Source organism: Microvirga sp. HS2 (assembly GCF_055792805.1).
On record NZ_JBVVAJ010000015.1, the window covers coordinates 1 to 21,389 of the forward strand.

General features: G+C 64.4%; 21 protein-coding genes and 1 tRNA gene. 10 read left to right on the top strand and 12 right to left on the bottom strand.

The genetic code is table 11. From position 1 onward, the window contains the following. Positions 1–623: 623 nt before the first annotated feature. The 3 genes from ACS5Q0_RS14345 (at position 624) to ACS5Q0_RS14355 (ending at position 2,382) form a co-directional block, all read left to right on the top strand. The gene (locus tag ACS5Q0_RS14345) at positions 624–1,292 is read left to right on the top strand and encodes a TerC family protein (protein ID WP_473127328.1); all 669 of its coding nucleotides are present in this window, start codon (positions 624–626) and stop codon (positions 1,290–1,292) included. Positions 1,293–1,360: 68 nt separating this feature from the next. After that, on the top strand, positions 1,361–2,062 hold the full coding sequence (locus ACS5Q0_RS14350; protein WP_473127329.1) for an AzlC family ABC transporter permease: 702 nt from the start codon (positions 1,361–1,363) through the stop codon (positions 2,060–2,062). Then, positions 2,059–2,382, top strand: coding sequence for an AzlD family protein (locus ACS5Q0_RS14355; protein ID WP_473127330.1), 324 nt, complete (start codon positions 2,059–2,061; stop codon positions 2,380–2,382). Before ACS5Q0_RS14350 ends, ACS5Q0_RS14355 begins: the two co-directional genes overlap by 4 nt. Here ACS5Q0_RS14355 and ACS5Q0_RS14360 read toward each other — a convergent pair. The 6 genes from ACS5Q0_RS14360 to ACS5Q0_RS14385 form a co-directional block, all read right to left on the bottom strand. Next, entirely contained in the window at positions 2,347–2,826 is a 480-nt protein-coding gene (locus ACS5Q0_RS14360) for an arsenate-mycothiol transferase ArsC (RefSeq protein WP_473127331.1), read from the bottom strand. The genes ACS5Q0_RS14355 and ACS5Q0_RS14360 overlap by 36 nt on opposite strands. 3 nt (positions 2,827–2,829) lie before the next feature. Further along, a complete protein-coding gene (locus ACS5Q0_RS14365) occupies positions 2,830–3,315 on the bottom strand; it encodes a UPF0262 family protein (RefSeq protein ID WP_473127332.1) in 486 nt (161 codons plus the stop codon). A gap of 16 nt (positions 3,316–3,331) precedes the next feature. After that, the gene (gene hisD, locus ACS5Q0_RS14370; RefSeq protein ID WP_473127333.1) at positions 3,332–4,624 is read right to left on the bottom strand and encodes a histidinol dehydrogenase; all 1,293 of its coding nucleotides are present in this window, start codon (positions 4,622–4,624) and stop codon (positions 3,332–3,334) included. Then, positions 4,624–5,061: a DUF2948 family protein gene (locus ACS5Q0_RS14375; protein WP_473127334.1), complete on the bottom strand. Its 438-nt coding sequence runs from the start codon at positions 5,059–5,061 to the stop codon at positions 4,624–4,626. Before ACS5Q0_RS14375 ends, hisD begins: the two co-directional genes overlap by 1 nt. 919 nt (positions 5,062–5,980) lie before the next feature. Beyond that, positions 5,981–7,270, bottom strand: a complete 1,290-nt coding sequence (gene murA / locus ACS5Q0_RS14380) for a UDP-N-acetylglucosamine 1-carboxyvinyltransferase (protein ID WP_473127335.1) — start codon at positions 7,268–7,270, stop codon at positions 5,981–5,983. Between the two features lie 62 nt (positions 7,271–7,332). After that, complete coding sequence (locus ACS5Q0_RS14385) at positions 7,333–7,503, bottom strand: hypothetical protein (RefSeq protein WP_473127336.1); 171 nt, start codon at positions 7,501–7,503, stop codon at positions 7,333–7,335. A gap of 154 nt (positions 7,504–7,657) precedes the next feature. Here ACS5Q0_RS14385 and hemA point away from each other — a divergent pair, with 154 nt between their 5' ends. Then, on the top strand, positions 7,658–8,884 hold the full coding sequence (hemA, locus tag ACS5Q0_RS14390) for a 5-aminolevulinate synthase (protein ID WP_473127337.1): 1,227 nt from the start codon (positions 7,658–7,660) through the stop codon (positions 8,882–8,884). Between the two features lie 65 nt (positions 8,885–8,949). Continuing rightward, a tRNA-Thr gene (locus tag ACS5Q0_RS14395) sits at positions 8,950–9,024 on the top strand. A 289-nt stretch (positions 9,025–9,313) separates the two neighbouring features. Here ACS5Q0_RS14395 and ACS5Q0_RS14400 read toward each other — a convergent pair. Further along, on the bottom strand, positions 9,314–10,309 hold the full coding sequence (locus ACS5Q0_RS14400; protein ID WP_473127338.1) for a hypothetical protein: 996 nt from the start codon (positions 10,307–10,309) through the stop codon (positions 9,314–9,316). Between the two features lie 683 nt (positions 10,310–10,992). On the opposite strand from ACS5Q0_RS14400, the gene ACS5Q0_RS14405 reads away from it, so the two are divergent. After that, the gene (locus ACS5Q0_RS14405; RefSeq protein ID WP_473127339.1) at positions 10,993–12,408 is read left to right on the top strand and encodes a M10 family metallopeptidase; all 1,416 of its coding nucleotides are present in this window, start codon (positions 10,993–10,995) and stop codon (positions 12,406–12,408) included. A 20-nt stretch (positions 12,409–12,428) separates the two neighbouring features. On the opposite strand, the gene ACS5Q0_RS14410 is transcribed toward ACS5Q0_RS14405, so the two are convergent. The 5 genes from ACS5Q0_RS14410 to ACS5Q0_RS14430 all read right to left on the bottom strand — a co-directional run bounded on the left by ACS5Q0_RS14410 (position 12,429) and on the right by ACS5Q0_RS14430 (position 15,815). Then, positions 12,429–12,926 carry a GAF domain-containing protein gene (locus tag ACS5Q0_RS14410; RefSeq protein WP_473127340.1) on the bottom strand — a complete coding sequence of 166 codons (498 nt, stop codon included), beginning with the start codon at positions 12,924–12,926 and terminating at the stop codon, positions 12,429–12,431. A gap of 107 nt (positions 12,927–13,033) precedes the next feature. Next, positions 13,034–13,483: a DUF488 domain-containing protein gene (locus ACS5Q0_RS14415; protein WP_473127341.1), complete on the bottom strand. Its 450-nt coding sequence runs from the start codon at positions 13,481–13,483 to the stop codon at positions 13,034–13,036. A gap of 7 nt (positions 13,484–13,490) precedes the next feature. After that, positions 13,491–14,066 (bottom strand): cyclase dehydrase, encoded by a 576-nt coding sequence (locus ACS5Q0_RS14420; protein WP_473127342.1) that lies wholly within the window; start codon positions 14,064–14,066, stop codon positions 13,491–13,493. A 12-nt stretch (positions 14,067–14,078) separates the two neighbouring features. Further along, positions 14,079–15,251 carry a zinc-dependent alcohol dehydrogenase gene (locus ACS5Q0_RS14425; RefSeq protein ID WP_473127343.1) on the bottom strand — a complete coding sequence of 391 codons (1,173 nt, stop codon included), beginning with the start codon at positions 15,249–15,251 and terminating at the stop codon, positions 14,079–14,081. A gap of 138 nt (positions 15,252–15,389) precedes the next feature. Beyond that, entirely contained in the window at positions 15,390–15,815 is a 426-nt protein-coding gene (locus tag ACS5Q0_RS14430) for an NUDIX hydrolase (protein ID WP_473127344.1), read from the bottom strand. 192 nt (positions 15,816–16,007) lie between these two features. Here ACS5Q0_RS14430 and ACS5Q0_RS14435 point away from each other — a divergent pair, with 192 nt between their 5' ends. The 4 genes from ACS5Q0_RS14435 to ACS5Q0_RS14450 all read left to right on the top strand — a co-directional run bounded on the left by ACS5Q0_RS14435 (position 16,008) and on the right by ACS5Q0_RS14450 (position 21,388). Further along, on the top strand, positions 16,008–16,802 hold the full coding sequence (locus ACS5Q0_RS14435; RefSeq protein ID WP_473127345.1) for an inositol monophosphatase family protein: 795 nt from the start codon (positions 16,008–16,010) through the stop codon (positions 16,800–16,802). Positions 16,803–16,929: 127 nt separating this feature from the next. Further along, on the top strand, positions 16,930–17,970 hold the full coding sequence (locus ACS5Q0_RS14440) for an ABC transporter substrate-binding protein (RefSeq protein ID WP_473127346.1): 1,041 nt from the start codon (positions 16,930–16,932) through the stop codon (positions 17,968–17,970). Positions 17,971–18,086: 116 nt separating this feature from the next. After that, complete coding sequence (locus tag ACS5Q0_RS14445; RefSeq protein WP_473127347.1) at positions 18,087–20,276, top strand: ABC transporter permease; 2,190 nt, start codon at positions 18,087–18,089, stop codon at positions 20,274–20,276. Further along, entirely contained in the window at positions 20,273–21,388 is a 1,116-nt protein-coding gene (locus ACS5Q0_RS14450) for an ABC transporter ATP-binding protein (protein WP_473127348.1), read from the top strand. The genes ACS5Q0_RS14445 and ACS5Q0_RS14450 overlap by 4 nt, the downstream gene beginning before the upstream one ends. The last annotated feature ends 1 nt before the right edge of the window (position 21,389 follow it).

Genomic DNA, 21,389 nt, shown 5'->3' on the forward strand with positions numbered 1-21,389 from the left:
GCGGCAGCATCGCGGGCCCCATGGCGTTGAGGGTGCCCTGATCGAGGTCCCGGGTGAGAAAGAGCGCCAAGGCCGCAAGAGCGATCAGCAGGATGCCGCCCGCCATGCCCTGCGGGGCGCGAACCGCGCCACGGCGTCCGGCCATGCCGGAGCCTTCATGAGAAACTGACATATTTGACCTCCCGACGGGCGCTTAACGCGCCCTCCCTGTTCCGCGTGAGTTGTGCCCAAGGCCGAGCCCTGGATCAAGCTTCAGAGGTCGAAGAAAACAAGTTTTCTGAACGGTTTCGCCGGCTTTTCCCGAACGGGCCCCGTGGAACGAAGCCGGATGAAGATCCTTATACGGCACAAGCACCTCATTGAACGCATGGGTGGGACGACTTGATCGGCCCCGTCATGTTGTCTAGATGATTGCCCTTATAGCCAGGCCGGGCCCCTCTGGTCGCTCATACTTTGGGCGGCGATGTCGGACTGGATGAACCAGGGTGGCCTGGATTCGTTCAAGAAGACGGAAGCGCCCGCATCTGAGCCCGAGACCGGTCCAGCCGGTCGCCCTGGTGCGGGACAATCGTCTCCTCGATCGAATCGCATGCGCTGCTCTTCAACCGACAATGAGGCAACGCATGTTCGAACTCTCACAGTATTTCTCCCCCGAGATAGTCGCCTTCCTGATGGTGATCGGCATCGACCTGGCCCTGGCCGGCGACAATGCCATCGTCATCGGCCTTGCGGCGGCGGGCCTTCCGAAGGAGCAGCGCAACAAGGCCATCCTGCTCGGCGTTATCGCCGCCACCGTCCTGCGCATCGTCTTCGCCCTCGTGACGACGCAGCTTCTCCAGATCGTCGGGCTGCTCCTGGCCGGCGGCATCCTGCTGCTGTGGGTCTGCTGGAAGATGTGGCGCGAGCTGCGCACCAGCCACGCGGAGGAAGAGGCCGCGGAAGAGGCTCTGGAAGGGGTCGACATCAACAAGGACGGGACCATCGCCGGCGGCGCGCCGCGCAAGACCTTCGCCCAGGCGGCCTGGCAGATCGTGATCGCCGACGTCTCCATGTCCCTCGACAACGTGCTCGCGGTGGCGGGAGCGGCGCGCGAGCATCCCTACATCCTGGCCTTCGGCCTGCTCCTCTCCATCGCCCTCATGGGCGTTGCGGCCTCCTACATCGCCCGCCTGCTCCAGCGCTATCGCTGGATCGCCTATGTGGGTCTGGCGATCATTCTCTACGTGGCCCTCAAGATGATCTACGAAGGCTTCCACGAGATCTATCCGTACGTGAACGGCGTGGCCGGTTAAGAAACTCCGGACTCGACCTTCGTTACGATTGACGGCGGAGATGCGGGAGGGCAGAGAGCATGTCGCTCATGCCCTCCTCTCTCCGCCCTTTCTTTTCCCAGGCAGGCCTTCGATACGGCGCGCGCGCCGCATTGCCCGCCTTCCCCGGCTTCATCATGTTCGCCGCCGCCTTCGGCACGGCCGCGGCTCAGAAAGGGCTGTCCCTCGCCGAAGCGATGGGCCTCAGCGCCTTCGTGTATGCGGGCGCCTCCCAGATGGTCGGCCTCGAGGTCTGGCAGAAGGCCTGGACGCCCACGACCATTCTCACCATCATGACCGTCACCGCCATCGTGAATTCGCGCATGATCCTGCTCGGCGCGACGGTCCAGCCCTGGCTGCGCCACGAGCCCGTTGCCCGCAACGCGCTCAATCTCTTCCTCATCACGGAAGCCGGCTGGCTCGTCGGCATGCGCTATTACAATGGCGGCGGGCGCGACGTCGGCGTGCTTCTCGGCGCTGCGCTCATCCTCTGGATCGTATGGCAGCTCGCAACGATCGTCGGCTTCTTCGCCGGGGCGCTCGTGCCCGAACCGAGGATGGTCGGGCTCGACTTCGTGATGCCGATTTTCTTCAGCGTCATGCTCGTCCCCCTCTGGAAGGGCGCGCGTCCCGCCCTCCCCTGGCTGGTGGCGGGCGCGGTGTCGTTCATGACCCATTCCCTCCTGCCCGGCTACGGCTACATCGTCACCGGCGCCCTCGCCGGCGTCGTCGCGGGGATGCTGATCGAATGAGCGGGTTCAGCGCCTTCGTCGCGAGTCCCTGGGGCTCGGTTCTCGCCATCGCGGGCATGGCGCTCGTCACGTTTCTGTGCCGCATCGCCGGCGTCGTGCTGATGAGCCGCGTGCGGATCACGCCGCGGGTCGAGCGCGGACTTCGCGCGCTGCCGGGCTCCATCATCATCGCGACGATCCTGCCGGCGGCCCTCGACAACGGATGGCCCGCGCTCGTTGCCTTAAGCGCCGCCGTCGCCGTGATGGCGACGACGCGCATCGACCTTCTCAGCCTCGCCGCAGGCCTAGGCACCCTTTCCGTCATCAGGGCTTTTCTGTGAGCTCCTGAGCCGGGTGCGAATGCGATACATCAACCCGTCGCGAATGTTGCGATAGGCATCGAGCACGTGGTCGCGCGAGCCCTGCGTGATCGCGGGATCCGGCGTCGGCCAGTACTCCACGTCCGCAGCGATGGTGCGCGTCAGTTCGAGCGCGGCGTGATGGGCTTCCGGCGAGAGCGAGATGATGAGGTCGAAATTGAGCCCCTCCCATTCCTCCAGTTCACCCAACGTGCGCGGTCTGTGCTTGGATGCGTCGATGCCGATTTCAGCGAGGGTGGAGACCATGAAGCCATCGGTCTCGCCTTTGCGCACGCCAGCGGACTGCACATAGATGGACCGGCCGAAATAGTGCCGCGCAATCGCCTCGGCCATGGGAGAGCGAACAGCGTTCATCGCGCAGACGAACAGAACCGAATGGATCCGCTTCTGGGGCGTTTCCTCCACGCGTCAGCCCTTCCAGTGAAGCGCGAAGATCAGCGTGAACAGACGGCGTGCGGTGTCGAAATCCACGTCGAGTTTTCCGTTGAGCCGCTGTCGCAGCAGCTCCGCGGCCTCGTTGTGAAGGCCTCGGCGTCCCATGTCGATGGCCTCGATCTGCGCGGGCGATGCGGAGCGAATGGCCTGATAATAGCTCTCGCAGATCATCTCGTAATCGCGAATGACCCGGCGAAACGGCGTCAGCGACAGATGGTGGGACACGAGATGCGCGCCGGCCTGCGCCGAGACCTCGAGGCAGAGCTTCTTCTCGATCAGGGAGATGCGCAGCACATAGGGGCCGCCGTCGTAGTTCGGCAGCGCGAATGAATTCTCTTCGAGAATGTCATAGATGGCGATGGCCCGCTCATGCTCCTGGTCGGGATTGCCGCGGCCGATGGATGCCTCGTCGAGGGTGACCGCCACGAGGCGGCACCTCTCCTTCGTTGTGCTCGACATCCCCCCTCCGCAGGCCTCACAGGTTCAGGCGGATCGCCACGGACCGGGCGTGCCCCTCCAGCCCCTCTGCGCGCCCGAGAGCGATGGCTGCTGGGCCGAGCGCGCGCAAGGCAGCGGGATCGCATTTCAGGATCGAGGATCGCTTCATGAAGTCAAGCACCCCGAGACCGGAGGAGAACCGTGCGGAGCGCGCCGTGGGAAGAACATGGTTGGGGCCGCCCACATAATCGCCGATGGCTTCGGGCGTATAGCTGCCGAGGAAGATCGAGCCCGCGTTGCGCACGCGCCCTGCCAGCTCCTCCGCATTCCCGGTTTCGATTTCCAGATGCTCGGGCGCGAGGCGGTCGACGAGCGGGATCGCGTTCTCGAGGTTGTCGATGAGGATGATGGCTCCGTAATCGCGCCAGCTCGCACCGGCGATCTCCGCCTTCGGCAGGGTCCGGAGCTGATGCTCGACCGCCCGCTCGACGGCGTCGGCCAGGGAGGGGCTGTCCGTCATGAGGATCGATTGCGCGGCGGGATCGTGCTCGGCCTGAGCCAGCAGGTCGGCGGCGACCCAATCGGGATTGGCCTGCCCGTCCGCGAGAATGAGCACCTCGGAGGGCCCCGCGATCATGTCGATGCCGACCTGGCCGAACACGCGGCGCTTGGCGGCGGCCACATAAGCGTTGCCGGGCCCGACGATCTTCGCGACGGGCGTCACGGTTTCCGTGCCGTAGGCCAGCGCTGCGATCGCCTGCGCGCCCCCGATGCGGAACACCTCGTCCACGCCGGCCAGACGGGCCGCCGCCAGCACGAGCGGATTCGTCTCGCCGCGCGGAGTCGGCACCACCATGACGATCCGGGGAACGCCCGCGACCTTCGCGGGCACGGCATTCATCAGGACGGAGGACGGATAGCTCGCGCGGCCGCCCGGCACGTAAAGGCCGACGGACTCGATCGCGGTCCAGCGCCAGCCGAGCGTGACGCCGAGGGCGTCGGTCGTCTGGGAATCCTGAGGGCGCTGGGTGCGGTGAAAGACTTCGATCCGCTCCTTCGCGAGGGCGAGCGCCTCGAGGGTTTCCGGTGAGCACTGGCTCTCGGCCGCGTCGATCTCCTCGTCGGAAACCCGCAGCGTCTCCGGCTGCAGCGCCAGACCGTCGAAACGAAAGGTATAGTCGATGAGCGCCTCGTCACCCTGGGCGACCACGTCCTCGATGATGGCGCGGACCGCCTGGTCCACGTCCTCGGACACCTCGCGCTTGGCCGAAAGCAGGGCCGCGAAATCCTTCGGGAACGACGCGTCCCGCGTATTGAGCCGCAGAGCCATTACAGGCGCTCCGCCTGTGTCAGTTCTTCGTGCTGGGGGCGGCTTTCGGCGGACCAAACCGGACCGATGTCTTTCATCTGCATTTCGATGCACTCCAGGTCCACCTGGATGGCCCCACCGTCGGCAAAGATCAAGGTGGCTGTGCCGGAAGGAGCGTCCCGTTCCTCGAACGCAATCGCAAGAAGGTTAAGAACGGCGTCCTTGTTGGACTGGTCGATCCCGCGCACGCGGACCGCCTTCACATGCTCGAAATGCATGCAGGTCAGCCGACGCTGGGGCGTATCGGCCTCCCAATCGTAGCGGCGCGTCTGAATCGCGAACCGACGCTCCTTGGGCAGATAGACGATATCACCCACCCGCAGCAGCGAATCCTGCAGGTGAGCCGAGATGACGGCCAGATCTTCCGGGTCGAACGCAACGAGTCTCAGGAGGTCCATGGCTCTAAACCTATGTTGAACTTTGATGTTTAGGTAGAGAGCCCCTGCCCTCCGCGCAACCTGTGGTCTGCTGCAATCATTCGGGCTTTCCCCACGGGAGGCGCGCCTGCCCCGTCGAATGGCGGGTCTGATCCTGGATCAGGTGCGGGAGCGGCTATGATGGGAGTGCGGCAATGAGGTGAGAGGCTGAGGCCCCGACACCCTCCCTGTCATCCCCGGCCTTGGGCCGGGGATCCCCGTCTTTATGGCGCGGCGGTTCTCATGACGTGGATGGCCCGGACAGGCCCGGCCATGACGAAGGAGCATGGCGGAAGGAGCGCCAGGACGAAGCAGAGCTGTCAAAGAGCGCAGGGCATGGAGGATCGGCCCCGGGGCTGGTCGGCACCGAGGGGGAGCAGTCGAGGGGTCGCGCGAGGAGCGGTCCGGCTCGATGGAGAATGGTGATGGCTGGGGAACCCGACGGCTCCTCGCGCACGGTTCTTTTAGGCGGACTGTCGACGCAGGCTCCGGGATGCCGTTGGCGAGCGCGCCTGCCGTTGCGCCCTGCGACGCGCCGGAGCAGGCGGGCGGCTGTGCATGCCCGGACCCCTGGGCCGAGCCAGGGCCTCCCGTCAGCTCAGGCTGCGTGGCCTGGAGCGCGGGACCGTGTCCCGGCTCCACAACCTGCGACGCCTCGCGAGCGCGCCCCTCGGTGAGCCGGGACAGGTCACGATATAGCTTAGCTTGCCGAGCCTGTCAAGAACAAAAGTGGAACATGCCACCTCATCCCCATGCGACCACCCTCCCCGTCATCCCCGGCCTTGAGCCGGGGATCCACGTCTTTACGCCGTGGCGGGTCCCAAGACGGGGATGGCCGGGACAAGCCCGGGGATGACGAGAAGAAGACCCAAACGACGGAACGGCCCTAGCGAGAGAAGCCTCAGCCTCGCAGACGCTCGATCTCGGCTCCGCACCGGGCGAGCTTAGCTTCGAGGGCCTCGAAGCCGCGGTCAAGGTGGTAGACCCGGTTGATGGTGGTCTCGCCCTCGGCCACGAGACCAGCGATCACCAGGGACACGGAGGCGCGAAGGTCCGTCGCCATCACAGGGGCCCCCTTCAGGCCCGGGACGCCGTCCACATAGGCGCTGTCGCCGTCGAGACGGATGCGGGCGCCCAGGCGGGCCAGCTCCTGCACATGCATGAATCGGTTCTCGAAAATCGTCTCGCGGATGCGCGACGTGCCGTTGGCGCGGGTCATGAGGGCCATGAACTGGGCCTGCAGGTCCGTCGGGAAGCCGGGGAAGGGATCGGTCGTCACATCCACGGCCTGGATGCCGTTGCCGTTGCGGCGGATGCGGATGCCGCTGTGGGTCGAGGACACCTCGACCCCGGCCTGGCCGAGCACATCGAGGGCAGCCTGGAGATATTCGGGGCGGGTGTTGTCCAGCACGAGGTCGCCCCCGGTCATGGCGACGGCCATGGCATAAGTGCCGGTCTCGATGCGGTCGGGCATCACGTCGTGGGACGCTCCATGGAGGCTGGATACGCCCTCGATCACGATCTCGGAGGTCCCCGCCCCCGTGATCTTGGCGCCCATCTTGACGAGGCAGTCGGCGAGATCCACCACCTCGGGCTCGCGGGCGGCATTGCGGATCACGGTGGTGCCCTTGGCGAGCGTCGCCGCCATCAGGGCCACGTGCGTGCCGCCCACCGTCACCTTCGGGAAAACGATCTCGGCGCCATGGAGGCCCTTGGGCGCGCTGGCGACCACATAGCCGGCCTCGATCTCGATAGCGGCGCCGAGCTTGGCAAGGGCCATGATGAGCAGGTCCACCGGACGGGTGCCGATGGCGCAGCCGCCGGGCATGGAGACCTTGGCATGGCCGAAGCGGGCGACCAGCGGCGCGATGACCCAGAAGCTGGCCCGCATGGTGGAGACCAGCTCGTAGGGCGCGCAGGTGTCGATGATGGTCTTGGCACTCAGGCGGATGGTCTGGCCGGTCTCGGTGGATTGGCCGGGCCGGCGGCCGGCGATGGAATGATCCACGCCGAAATTGCTCAGGATCCGCAGGAGCGAGGAAATATCCGCGAGCCGCGGCACGTTGCCGAGCTCCAGCGTATCCCCCGTGAGAAGGCTCGCGATCATGAGAGGCAGGGCCGCATTCTTGGCGCCGGAGATCGGAATCAACCCGTTGAGAGGCGCGCCGCCCCGGATGCGAATGCGATCCATGAAATCTTATCCCCTTTTGAACTGATGTATGCCCACGCTATGCGCGTCTGGCACAATATAGGCTAGTCGGACGGCTTGTCGCGCTCGTCCGCAATATTGGTACGCCCCGCCTCGTCCGGGGCGGCTTTGGCGGCCTGCTGGCGGCCGCGCGCCTGCGCCTTACGTTTCCTCAGGTTTTCCTTCAAAGCCGCCTTGAGCCGTTCGGCTTTGTCTTGCGATTTTCCGTCAGTCATGGTTCACGCGACCCATCGTCGCCTTGTCCAATAAAGGCTTCGCAAGCGGCCCTCAACCGCAATATCGAAGTTCGACCTTTGACCAGGATCAATGCCATCTGGCATAATACCCGCGCACAATCCCCGGGCATTGCGTTGCCCACCCGGTGAGATGATGGATTACCAGACTTATTTTACGTCAGCCCTCGACCGCCTCCAGGCGGAGCGTCGCTATCGTGTCTTCGCGGAAATCGAGCGGCAGGCCGGCCGCTTTCCCCATGCCACCTGGCACAGCCCCGAGGGCCCGCGCCCCATCACGGTCTGGTGCTCGAATGATTATCTCGGCATGGGCCAGAACCGGGACGTGACCCGCGCGATGGTGGAGACGGCCTGGCGGCTGGGCACCGGGGCCGGCGGCACCCGCAACATTTCCGGCAACAGCCATCCGATCGTCGGGCTCGAGGCTGAGCTCGCCGACCTGCACGGCAAGGAAGCCGCCCTGGTCTTCACCTCGGGCTACGTCTCGAATCAGACCGGCATCTCGACCCTGGCCAAGCTGATTCCCGACTGCCTGATCCTGTCGGATGCCCTCAACCATAATTCCATGATCGAGGGCGTGCGCCAGTCGGGCTGCGACAAGGTGATTTTCCGCCATAACGATCTCGACCACCTGGAGGAGCTTCTCCAGGCCGCCGGCGACCGGCCGAAGCTGATCGTGTTCGAGAGCGTGTATTCCATGGATGGGGACATCTCCCCGATCCACGCCATCTGCGATCTGGCCGAGCGCTACAACGCCATGACCTATCTCGACGAGGTCCATGCGGTGGGCATGTACGGCCCCCGCGGCGGCGGCATCGCGGAACGCGACGGGGCGATGCACCGGGTCGACGTGATCGAGGGCACCCTCGGCAAGGCCTTCGGCGTGATGGGCGGCTATCTGACCGGCACGAAGGCCGTCATGGACGCCGTGCGCAGCTTCGCTCCGGGCTTCATCTTCACCACCGCCCTCCCCCCGGCCGTGGCGGCCGCGGCCACGGCCTCGATTCGGCATCTGAAGGCCTCCTCCAAGGAGCGGCAGATGCAGCAGCGTCAGGTGGCCCGCACGAAGCAGGTCCTCAGCGGCCTCGGCCTGCCGATCATGGACACTGTGACCCACATCGTGCCCGTCATGGTGGGGAAGGCGGAGGCCTGCAAGACCGCCTCGGATCGCCTGCTGGAAAAGCACGGGATCTACATTCAGCCGATCAACTATCCCACCGTGCCGCGCGGCACGGAACGCCTGCGCATCACGCCCGGACCTTTCCACACCGACGCCCATATCAACGCGCTGGGCGCCGCGCTCGTGGAAGTCTGGGGCGCCTTGAGACTCCCCCTCGGCGCAAAAGTGCAGGCGGCTGAATAAAAGATCGATTTCAATCTTGCACAGCGGGCCGCGCTGTGGCACTAAGCGGCCCTCTTCGTTGGCGCGCTGCCGTAGCTCAGTGGTAGAGCACTCCCTTGGTAAGGGAGAGGTCGAGAGTTCGATCCTCTCTGGCAGCACCATCGCCCTCTAAGACGTGAAGGTTCGAGCGCGGCTCACCTCACTCTCACAGGTTCGATGAGGAAGTTTTCGCCGCGACACTCATTCCCGTTTTGGAAATCTGAAACCAGAGCCGAGATCGCGCTGTGCGGGCTTCATCCGCCGCACGCGAAAGAGACGCATTATGGCCCGGCCCAGAAAGCGCCGACCGCGACTTCGAATTCACGCTCGGTGCTTCGGATTGTCCGCGCTCCCTCTTTCAGGTGAAGCCGCGCCCCACGTTTGCGTTCGGTGCTCCAGGGGAGCGGCTCGTCATTTCTTGGCGCAGATTGCCCGGGCGCGCATGCCGTTTTCGCTTTCGCCCACCGAGAAGCAATAGACGCTGTTCTCGTCCATCGCGAACTGGTCACCGCGATTGCAGGTGCCACCGATGGGGAACTCGTCATCGCCGCACTGGGCCGAGCACCGCCCTCCGGTCGCGCATTGCTGAACGAGAACGCGAAGGAGGGATCCGGGATTGCCGGGCTTTCCTTCAGGCCCCGCGGGACCGGGCGGTCCGGCCATTCCGATCGGCCCGGCCGGGCCCGGAGGACCTGCCTGTCCGTCTGCTCCTTGAGGCCCGGGAGGGCCGGGAGGGCCAACCGGCCCGGCAGGCCCAGGCGCTCCGGCCGCGCCGGTGTCTCCCTTGGGACCGGGCGTGCCCTGCGGGCCTTGCGGCCCCTGATGACCGGCGACTCCCTGTGGCCCCTGGGGGCCCGGCGGGCCGGGAGGACCGTCGGGTCCCGCAGGGCCAGAAGGCCCAACGGGCCCAGGCTGTCCGCCCGAGACGGATTGCCCCGGAGGCCCCTGCGGTCCTGGAGGCCCATCGGCTCCAGGCGGGCCGGGAGGACCGGCAGGTCCCTGGGGACCGGGCGCGCCCTGCTGGCCCGGAGGTCCGAGAGGTCCAGGAGGTCCAGCCACCGCAGGTTGCTCGATCGCGGCTTGTTGAGACGCAGCCCCGCTTGACGGCCCTTCAGGCCCCCGCTGACCGCAGAACCCGATCACGGCCTCCCGTCGTTCCTCGTCCGCCTGAAGAGTGACGATGCAGCTAGCCGGATGGTAGACTACCCGGAACGTGAAACGCCCGTTGGCATCGCTTTTCGTCTGATGCTCTTCATCGAGGATCACATTTGTCTGGCGCGGCTTGCTCAATCGCCCGACAACGCGCAATTCACCCGCCGTGATCATCGCCTGATCGACGATGATGTCGGCTATGGCCGGTCCCGCGCTCAAGGCGACCGCAGCCCCGACGAACAGGCGTTTGATCATCGACATTCCCTCCCGCCACGCATGGCTGAGCTTCGCTCCGGGAGTGCCCAAGCGTCAATTCCATGGCCGGGTGCAGCGGCGGTAACCCGCCTGTCTAGAGCATCGGACCCAAAAGTGGACTTGCACTTTTGGGATTGATCCGATGCTCCACCCTCTTGAAGAGCGCATCGTGAGACGTGGAAAACCGGGTCCACTTTTCCGCACGATGCGCTAACGACCTACTCGGACGGATGTGGAGCAGAGAGCTTCATGGTTTCTCCGTTCCATGGAAGAAGCTCCCCACGAGCAGAGCTCACAGAGAAGTACTCCCTGCGGGTTCGACGACCCGAGCGAAATCGCTGATGCCGACGAGTGCCTTTTCAAGCGAAGCCTGCCGCTCTCTTCGGTCGCATGAGAGGCAATGAACTCGGCTCCCTCCGGAAGTCTCTCTGCCCTTGGCCGCGCCGCGAGGATTTCTGCGGCATGATGTCCGGCAGGGGCCAACGGCGGGGCTGAACCCTTCTTAAATCTCTCGATCTAGGTTAAAGTTCTCACGTTCGGCAACAATGAAACAAAGGCCGAGCGCGCTTGGTGGGACAGGCACGATGTGCCTTCACGATGTTCCCGGTTGCTCCCGAGCGATGTGTATCACCCTGAGCCGCTCCTGTCCGGGAGCAGGCCTTCCTCTATCGGCCGAAGTCACGATGCCCTCCACTCTCACGATCACCAGTCCCGGCAGCATCTATGTCAGAGCCCTGCTCGGCGAAGAGAAATGGGGCACCAGCACTTTCACCTACAGCTTTCCAAGGTACGCCTCTTTCTATGAGCCGTCCTATGGCTATGGCGAGCCGTCCTACAATTTCGGAGCGTTCCTGAGCGCTCAGCAGACGGCGGCTCGCGCCGCGCTCAAGCTCTATGCCTCGGTTGCGAACCTGACCTTTCAGGAGATTGCGGAAACGGACTCCCAGCATGCGGACATTCGCTTTGCGCGCTCCGACGTCCCCAGCACGGCCTGGGCCTACTTTCCGACGCCGGCCGAGTCCGGCGGCGATGTCTGGTTGAACAATTCGAGCCGAACCTACGATGCCCCTCGGAAAGGCAACTACGCTTACGCGACCATCGTTCACGAGATCGGCCACGCCCTCGGCCTGGAGCACACCCATGAGGGCACCGCGATGCCCCTCAGCCGGGATTCGATGGAATACTCCATCATGAGCTATCGCTCCTACATCGGAGCCTCCCTGTCGTCCGGCTATACGAACGAGACCTGGGGCTACGCCCAATCGCTGATGATGTACGACATCGCGGCGATTCAGTACCTCTACGGCGCGAACTATTCGACCAACAGCGGCAACACGACATATCTCTGGACGCCGACCGGACGCGCGTATGTCAACGGCGTTCTCCAAACCACCGCCGGCAACAACCGGGTTTTCGAGACGGTCTGGGACGGCGGCGGGACCGATACCTACGATTTCAGGCAATATACGACCGGCCTCAAGATCGATCTCAATCCAGGAGCATGGACGGTCACGTCGAGCACGCAGCTTGCAAGGCTCAACTGGAGCGGCACGAAGCTCGCCGCCGGCAATATCGCCAATGCGCTCTTATACGGCAGCGACATGCGCTCCCTCGTCGAGAACGCGCTGGGCGGTTCAGGGAGCGACGTGATCAAGGGGAATGCCGCCGCCAACTCGCTGCAAGGCGGCCTCGGAAACGACCGGCTCTATGGCAGCCACGGCAACGATCGCCTGTATGGCGGCAGCGGAAACGACAAGCTCTACGGACAGGGCGGAAAAGATATCCTGAGCGGCAGCAGTGGCGCCGATACCTTTGTTTTCCTGTCTCTGAGCGATTCCTCAACGACTTCCAGGGATACGATCACCGACTTCAAGCGCGGGCAGGATCATATCGATCTGCGCGGGATCGACGCCAACACCAAGATCGCGGGCAATCAGGCCTTCACTTTCATCGGCAAATCCGCCTTCGCCGGCAAAGCCGGGCAGCTCAAGTTCGCCAGCGGCGTGCTGTCGGCTGACGTGAATGGCGACAAAGCCGCCGATTTCGCGGTGACCGTGACCGGCCGGACCATGATGTCCAAGGACGACTTCTATCTCTGACGCCAGATTGATCCGATGCTCTAGATTTTCAGCTCGGATCCATCGAGATAGATCTGAACGAGCCGTTCGCATCCCTCCCGGTCTTCGTCATCGAACCGGTTCGGATGTGGGCTGTCGAGATCGAGGACTCCGAGCACCAGACCATTCCTGATGAGCGGCACCACCAGTTCGGAGCGGGAGGCGCTGTCACAGGCGATGTGGCCCGGGAAGGCGTGGACATCCGGCACGACGACCGAGGCCCTGTGCTCCACGGCCGTCCCGCAGACTCCGCGCCCGACCGGGATGCGTACGCAGGCGACCTTGCCCTGGAAGGGCCCCAGGACCAGCTCCTCGCCGCGCATGAAGTAGAACCCCGCCCAGTTCAGGTCGGGCAAAAGCTCGTAAATCAGAGCGGACATATTGGCCGCGTTGGCGATGGCGTCCGGCTCGCCCTCCAGCAGGGCGGCGAGCTGCTGGGCAAGCGAAGCATAAAGATCACGCTTGCTGGCGGAGGAAGAGAGGGATTGAGCTTGGAACATGGGATTCACTTATGGGCCCCGTTTCCGCTTGTCCAGTCCATGTCCCCGCCGGGCATCTCGTGACGGCGGGAAGCTTCCGGAGGCCTGCGTCCAGGATCTCGAACCGGCTAGAGAACCGTCAGATCGATCGTCTCGAAGCCTTTGCTCGCCAGGCGCTGAGCGAGGATGCGCCGGTGGCAGGAGGCGGGATCGCGTTCGAAGCAGAGGAGGCAGATCGGCCTCGAGGCGGCCAGCGCCTCGAGTTCGTGGAAGGCCTTCTGGGCGTCTTCCGTCGCAAGGACTTCGTCGCAATAGATCCGGCGCATCAAGTCGCCGTCGCCTGCTCGCGCCGCCTGGCGGCCTTCCTTGGGCGTTCCGAGCTTGATGAAGTGCTCGTACCCGATGCCGTGCGTCGATAGCGCCTCGCGGAGAGCAGATTTCGAGAACCCGCGTTTCCGGGACAGCGCAACGGCGCGCACGTCCGCGAGCGTTTCGACGCCCGCGTCCTTCAGGGTGGTGAGGAAGCGGTCGACATCCGCTCCCTCATATCCAATGGTAAATACCTTCGGCTTTGCCATGCAGGAATTACATAGACGGCATCGGGTGTTGCGGCAAGTTGGGCTGGGTATAGGGCCTCAGGGCTTCCGGGGTGCGGAAGTCGCGCGGAACCTCGAAGTCGCGCGCGGCGCCGCGCGCTTGTTCGATCCCGCGCGGGAAACCGGTCCGATCCGAGTAATCCTGCATCGGCGGCAGAGGATGCGGGCTCTCGCGGCTCAGGGTCTGCGCGCAATAGACGTCGAGCGCCGTCACGCCGGCGACCGCCGCCATGGCGATGCCGACATTGCCCTTGTTCGGGTTGCGGCCCTCGAGCGCGGTCGCGAGCGTCGCGAGGTCGAGACCGTCTCCGGCAACGCGTCCCCAGATCCACGGCGTAGGGTCCTTCGAGGCGAGGATGCCCACGCCCGTCGCGATTTCCCGCAACCCATAGCCGGCGATCAGCCCCTCCTGCCCCTTCATGCCGAGCGCACGGGCCAGGGCGCGGGGCGCGACGACCTCCGCGATGCCGAGGGCGATCGAGAAGAGGCCGAGGCCGCGGGCGAGGGTATCGGTCGCGGTATCAGCATGACCGCGCCGACGGGTTCTTTCGGTTTCGTAGCGCATGACATCCACCTCTTAAGGCTTGAGAACGACCTTGACGCAGCCGTCCTGCTTGTCCCGGAAGATCTTGTACATCTCGGGCCCCTCTTCGAGGCCGACCGTGTGCGTGATCACGAAGGACGGATCGATCTGCCCGTCCTCGATGCGCCGCAGGAGATCGTCGGTCCAGCGGTTCACGTGGGTTTGGCCAGTGCGGATCGTAAGGCCCTTGTTCATGATCGCGCCGAAGGGGATCTTGTCGAGCAGGCCGCCGTAAACGCCTGGCACGGAGAGCGTTCCGGCCGGGCGGCAGACATAGGCCATCTCGCGCAGCACATGCGGGCGGTCCGTTTCCATCATCGTCGCCTGCTTCACGCGATCATACATGGCGTCGACCGTGCCGGCCGCATGGGCTTCCATGCCGACCGCGTCGATGCACTTTTCAGGCCCCTTACCATTGGTAAGCTCGTTGAGCCGCTCGATGACGCTCTCTTCGTCGAAATTGATGGTGATCGCGCCGCCGGCTTCCGCCATGGCGAGCCGCTCCGGAACGCGATCGATCACGATGACCTGCTTGGCTCCGAGCAGGATGGCGCTGCGGATCGCCATCTGCCCGACCGGGCCCGCGCCCCAGATCGCCACCGTGTCGGTCGGCTGGATGTCGCATTGCACCGCGGCCTGCCAGCCGGTGGGAAAGATATCGCTCAGGAAGAGCAGCTTTTCGTCGGGAATGCCGTCCGGCACCTTGATGTGCGTGGCGTCGGCGAACGGCACGCGCAGATATTCCGCCTGACCGCCCGCATAGCCGCCCGTCAGATGCGTGTAGCCGAACAAGCCCGCGGTCGCATGGCCGAACGCCTTCGCGGCGATGTGGCCGTTGCGGTTGGTGCGCTCGCATACCGAGAAATTGCCGCGTTTGCACTGATCGCATTCGCCGCAGATGATGGTGAAGGGGATTACGACGCGGTCGCCGACCTTCAGCTTGCCCTTCGCTTCCGAGCCCACTTCGACGACTTCGCCCATGGTCTCATGGCCCATGATGTCGCCGCTCTTCATGCCGGGCATGAAATGGTCGTAGAGGTGCAGATCGGAGCCGCAGATGGCACAGCTCGTGACCTTGATGATCGCGTCGCGCGGATGCTCGATTGCCGGATCCGGAACGGAGTCGCAGCGAATGTCCGTCGTGCCGTGCCAAACCAGGGCCCTCATCGATATCTCCTTCCAGCATGCCAATAAACGGCCAAGCTGCGCCGCATGGCCGCTTCGATACGGGAAAGACTTCTGGAGGAGCGTTGCGTTCCCTGACGGGTGGAATTTTCCCGACACTACCTCAAAAGGAGATGCGCGTCAGACATGCTGCGGCAGGCTGCGGATCAGGTCCGCGAGCGCCGGCTCCAGCACCTGCAGAGCCGCCTCCTCGACGTCGAACCATCGCGCGTCGCGCTGGCCCTTCTCGCGCCAGGATTTGAGCTGCTTCGAGACCTCGAGCGGGTACACGTTCACACGGCAGAGATCGAAATGGGCGGCGCGGCGCTTCCAGTAATCGTAGGAGCCCAGAGGCTCCTGCTTGATCTCGCCCTTCACGCCGGCTTCTTCCTCGGCCTCCCGGGCCGCCGCCTTGTAGGGCTTCTTGCCCTTCATCGGCCAGCCCTTCGGGATCAGCCAGCGCTTGGTTTCGCGGGATGTGACGAGGAGCACCTCGATCCGGCCGTCCTTGACGCGGAAAGGGAGCGCTGCGACCTGGCTGAGTTCTTCTTGTGGCGTCCGGGGCATTCGACGAGAGTCTGATTTTACGCGGTTAACATGTAACGTAGTTGATCTGAGCCGGCTAATAAAGGATCAATTTCACAGGCCCGGGACATCTCCTTCCACAAGAGCGTGTTGCCTCCTGCATTTTCACGAACCTTTATGAACCTGTGACAACAAACCGGCCGCCTTTTGGATCCTGAGGAACGCCTGAACGCCATGACGACCCACAGCCTGGACATGAGATTTGCCGCAGCCTGCGCCATTGCCCGCGAGGCGGGCGTGCTGGCCCGCAAACGATTCCTGGAGCGTCCGCGCTCCCAGCGCCCGGATTTCAAGGGCCCTCAGGACTTCCTGACCGCGACCGACGCGGAGGTCGAGGAACTGATCCGGCGGCGCCTGGGAGAGCTGTTTCCCGCCGATTCCTTCTTCGGCGAGGAGGGAGGCGGCTCGTTCGAGCGCGATGTGTGGGTCGTTGATCCCATCGACGGGACTGCCAATTTTGCCCGCGGCATCCCGCATTTCGCCATCTCGATCGCCTTCGTTCGCGACGGCCAGATCGAGATCGGCGTGATCTACGACGTCATGCACGCGGATCTCTACACCGCCCAGCGCGGGCGCGGCGCCATCCTCAACGGCGAGACGATCAAGGTGAGCGGTCTCACAGACATGCGCCAGGCGACGGTGGAGGCGGGCTGGTCCTCCCGCCTGCCGCCGGAGCCCTATGTGGACGTGGTTGCCAAGCTGAAAGCCAGCGGCGCGAATGTGCGCAGGGCGGGATCGGGCACGCTCGGCCTCGCCTACGTGGCGGACGGGCGGATCGACGCCTATTGCGAGCTCCACATCAATTCATGGGACGCCCTGGCCGGCCTTCTCATCATCGAAGAGGCAGGCGGCTGGACCAACAATTTCCTGGCCAAAGATGGCTTACGCAACGGAAATCCCGTCCTAGCCTGCACGCCAGAGCTGGCCGAGAGCCTCATGGTGGCGACTGGAATCGCGCAAGAACCCTGACGCGAGGACATTATTCTAAAGATTCATTTTCACATCGGCGGCAAGGCTCTTGACCGGACACGCCAATGAGGGGAGCTTAGCCGACCAATAAAAAACATGACAATAACCGTAAGGGAGGGAAACGATAATGAGTAAGAATTTCGCCGCCGCCACGATGCTGGCGGGCTCCATGACCGCTCTGTCCTTCTTCTCGGCCGGCGCGGCGCAGGCTCAGGGCGAGCTCGTGATGTATTGCGGCGTTCAGGAAGAATGGTGCCGCGCGATGACGAACGCGTTCGAGCGCGATACCGGCATCAAGGTTTCCATGACGCGCAAGAGCTCGGGCGAGATCTATGCGCAGATCAAGGCGGAATCCGCCAATCCCCGCGCCGATATCTGGTGGGGCGGCACGGGCGATCCGCACATGCAGGCCGCCGAGGAAGGCCTGACCGTCGAGTACAACTCACCGAAGATGGGCGAGCTGCAGGATTGGGCCGTGCGCCAGTGGGAGCAGTCCAAGCACCGCACCGTCGGCATCTATTCCGGCGCGCTCGGCTTCGGCTACAACACGGAGCTCGCCAAGGCCAACAACGTGCCCGAGCTGAAATGCTGGGCCGACCTGCTCAAGCCCGAGCTGAAGGACGAGGTTCAGGTCGCCGATCCGAATTCTTCCGGCACGGCCTATACGCTGCTGGCCACCATCATTCAGATCATGGGCGAGGACAAAGGCTTCGAGTACCTCAAGGCCCTGCACAAGAACATCAACCAGTACACGAAGTCGGGCGCCGCTCCCGCCAAGGCCATGGCGCAGGGCGAGACGACGGCCGGCATCGCCTTCATGCACGACATCGTGACGATGATCGTGGACAAGGCGCCGGTGAAGGTCGTCGCTCCCTGCGAGGGCACGGGCTACGAGATCGGCTCCATGTCGATCGTGAAGGGCGCCAAGAATCTCGACAGCGCCAAGAAGTTCTACGATTGGGCCCTCAGCGCGGATGCGCAGAAGCTCGGCGCAGAAGCCAAGTCCTATCAGGTGCCGTCCAACAAGAGCACGCCGGTTCCGCCTCAGGCTCCGAAGCTCAGCGACATCAAGCTGATCAACTTCGACTTCGCGAAGTACGGCTCCTCGGAAGAGCGCAAGCGCCTCCTGTCCAAGTGGGACAACGAGGTCAAGAATCTGCCCAAATAGGCTGTGTGAACCGTATCGGCGAAGCGCTGCTCTTCGCCGATACGTATTTCTCTATCGTATGGTTTTGATGCCGGGCTTCCACGGAAGCCCGCCTTTATTGTTACGCGAGAACTGATATGTCCCGGGCAACCCTTGGCTGGATCGTTTTGGGCTGGGTCGGCTTTGCCCTCCTGCCCTGGTACGGTTTCGACCGCTCAGCCGCACCGACCATGATCGATTATGTCGTCGGCGGCTCGGCCCTCGTTCATGGCCTCAAGGGATCCTGGTGGCTCCTGCCGATTCTGGCGCCGCTGCTGATGAGCCTGCGCCCTGCTTTTCTCCCCGCGCGGACCGACAACAGCACGTGGCTGATCGCCTCCGGCATCCTGGGGCTCGGGCTGATCGTACTCCAGGGCTTCACCATCGGCCTGCACGGATGGACGACAGACATCCTCAAGGCGCTCACGGCCAGCGCCGGACCGAGCCAGGCCGGCATGGGCTATGGCGCCACCCTCACCTGCGTCGCCTTTCTCATCCTCCTGTGCCACGGGCTTGCGGCGCGCGGATGGTGCCGAGGCGATGCCTTCGTCACCTCCTCCATCGGCGTCGTCATCGCGCTCATTCTCGTCTTCGTCTTCTTTCCCGTCGCGACGATCCTGGCGAGCGCATTCGCCGACAATAACGGCAACTTCGCTCCCCTCGAATTCCTGACCAAATTCATGGACCGGTCGATCTGGGGACTGGACTGCCTGTCGAGCGACCTGCGCTGCGGCGTGGCATGGAACACGCTGTTCCTCGGCCTGCTCGTCGCTTTCGGCACCACGGCCCTGGGCCTTGCCTTCGCGCTCATCGCAACGCGCACGGCCTTCCGCTACAAGAAGCTCCTGCGCGTGATGAGCGTCCTGCCCATCATCACGCCGCCCTTCGTGATCGGTCTCGCGCTGATCCTGATCTTCGGACGCTCCGGTGCCCTCTCCTCCGTTTTATGGGAGTGGTTCGGAATCCCGCGCTCGCGCTGGATCTACGGCCTTCCCGGCGTCTTCATCGCACAGCTTCTCGCCTTCACACCCATCGCCTTCCTCGTGCTCATCGGCGTGGTGCAGGGCATCAGCCCGACACTCGAAGAGGCCTCCCAGACCCTTCGCGCCAAAAGCTGGACGACCTTCCTGACGGTGACGCTGCCGCTGATGCGCCCAGGCTTGGCGAACGCCTTCCTTCTCGGGTTCGTGGAGAGCCTGGCCGATTTCGGAAACCCGCTCGTCCTCGGCGGCAATTTCGAGGTGCTCTCCACCAAGATCTTCTTCGCCGTCGTCGGCGCGCAACAGGATCAGGGGCGGGCCGCCGTGCTCTCGATCATCCTGCTCGCCTTCACCCTCGGCGCGTTCTGGCTGCAGCATGCGTGGCTCGGCAAGAAGGTCTACACCACGGTGACGGGCAAGGGCGATGCCGGAATTCCGCTGCCCTTGCCGCGACGGGTCGCCCTCGCATCCTATTTCACCGCCATTCCCTGGGCCCTGTTCACGGTTGCCGTCTACGTCATCATCCTGGTCGGCGCCTTCGTGCGCTCCATGGGCCGCGACTACACGCCGACCTTCGATCATTTCCTCACGGCCTTCCGCATCGAGCGGGCCGATTGGGGCCTCTACTTCTCCGGCTCGGCCTGGAACTCGTTCTTCGCCACGATCAAGGTCGCGGCCCTCTCCGCGCCGCTGACGGCGGCCATCGGCCTGCTGACCGCCTATCTGCTGACCCGCCAGCGCTTCTCGGGCCAGCGGGCTTTCGAGTTCGGCACCCTGCTCAGCTTCGCGATCCCCGGCACCGTGGTGGGCGTATCCTACATCCTCGCCTTCAACGTGCCTCCCATCGAAATCACCGGCACGGGCTTCGTGCTCGTGATGTGCTTCGTCTTCCGCAACATGCCGGTCGGCGTGCGCTCCGGAATCGCAACGCTCAGCCAGATCGACAAGAGCCTGGACGAAGCCTCCCTGACGCTCGGCGCCCGCTCGGCCACCACCATGCGGCGCGTGGTGCTGCCCCTGCTGCGCCCTGCCATCGTAGCCTCGCTGGTCTATTCCTTCGTTCGCGCGATGACCGCCGTCAGCGCCGTGATCTTCCTGGTGACGGCCGAATACAACATGGCCACGACCTACATCGTCGGCCGCGTCGAAGCGGGCGAGTTCGGCCTCGCCATCGCCTATTCCACCGTGCTCATCGTCGTCATGCTGTTCGCGATCCTCGCGATCCAGCTCGCCGTCGGCGAGCGGCGTCTCGGACGCCGCTCGCAGAGCACTTCAGCCAGCCCCGTTGCCGTCCAAGCGATTCCATGAACCAGATATCCTCCATCAGTTCCCCGTCCCGCTCCCCGGCATCCAAGAAGCAGGCGGCCTCGGTCGAGTTTCGCAATGTGACGAAGCGCTACGGAACCGTCACCGCCGTGGACAGCGTGTCCTTCACCATCGAACCGGGCCAGCTCGTAACGCTGCTCGGCCCTTCGGGCTGCGGGAAGACGACGACGCTGCGCATGATCGCGGGGCTCGAAATGGCGAGCGAAGGCCAGATCCTGATCGGCGGACGCGACGTGACGAACCTTTCCGCCGCCGATCGCGACGTGAGCATGGTGTTCCAGTCCTATGCGCTCTTCCCGCACATGTCGGTTCTGGAGAACGTGGCCTATGGGCCGACCGTGCAGGGCATCTCCAAGAAAGACGCTTACGAATTGGCGATGGAGAAGCTCGCGCTGATCGGCCTGAAAGGTCTCGAGAAGCGCGCGCCCTCCGAACTCTCCGGCGGCCAGCAGCAGCGTGTGGCCGTGGCGCGCGCGCTCGTGCTGGAGCCGCAGGTTCTACTGTTCGACGAACCCCTGTCGAACCTCGATGCCAAATTGCGCCGCCGCGTGCGCGAGGACATCCGCGAATTGCAGCAGAGCCTCAACCTCACCGTGGCCTATGTCACCCACGACCAGGAGGAAGCCCTCGCCGTCTCCGACCGCATCATCGTCATGTCGAACGCCCGGATCGCTCAGACGGGCACGCCGCGCGAACTCTACGAGGAGCCTGCGGATCTGTTCGTCGCCGACTTCATCGGCGACGCCAACATCATCTCCGGCGAGGTGGTCGACGGGTCGGAGGCGACGGCGAATGTGAGGATCGGCGGCGTGAACCTTCAGCTTCCCCGTCGCGGCGTGAACCAGGGCCCCGTGAAGCTCGCCATACGGCCCGATGCGATTGCGCTCGACGACAGCCCGACCATCGCCGGCACGATCATGGGAACTGTCAGGAAAGCGTCCTATCTCGGCACGCAGATGGAATACGAGGTGGAGAGCCCCGTCGGAAACCTGTTCGTCGTTCAATACGGCCGCAAGGATTCCATCCCGCCCGGCACGCCGGTCTCGATCTCCTTCACCCCAGAGCGGGGCATTGCAATCATTCCCGGAGCCTGAA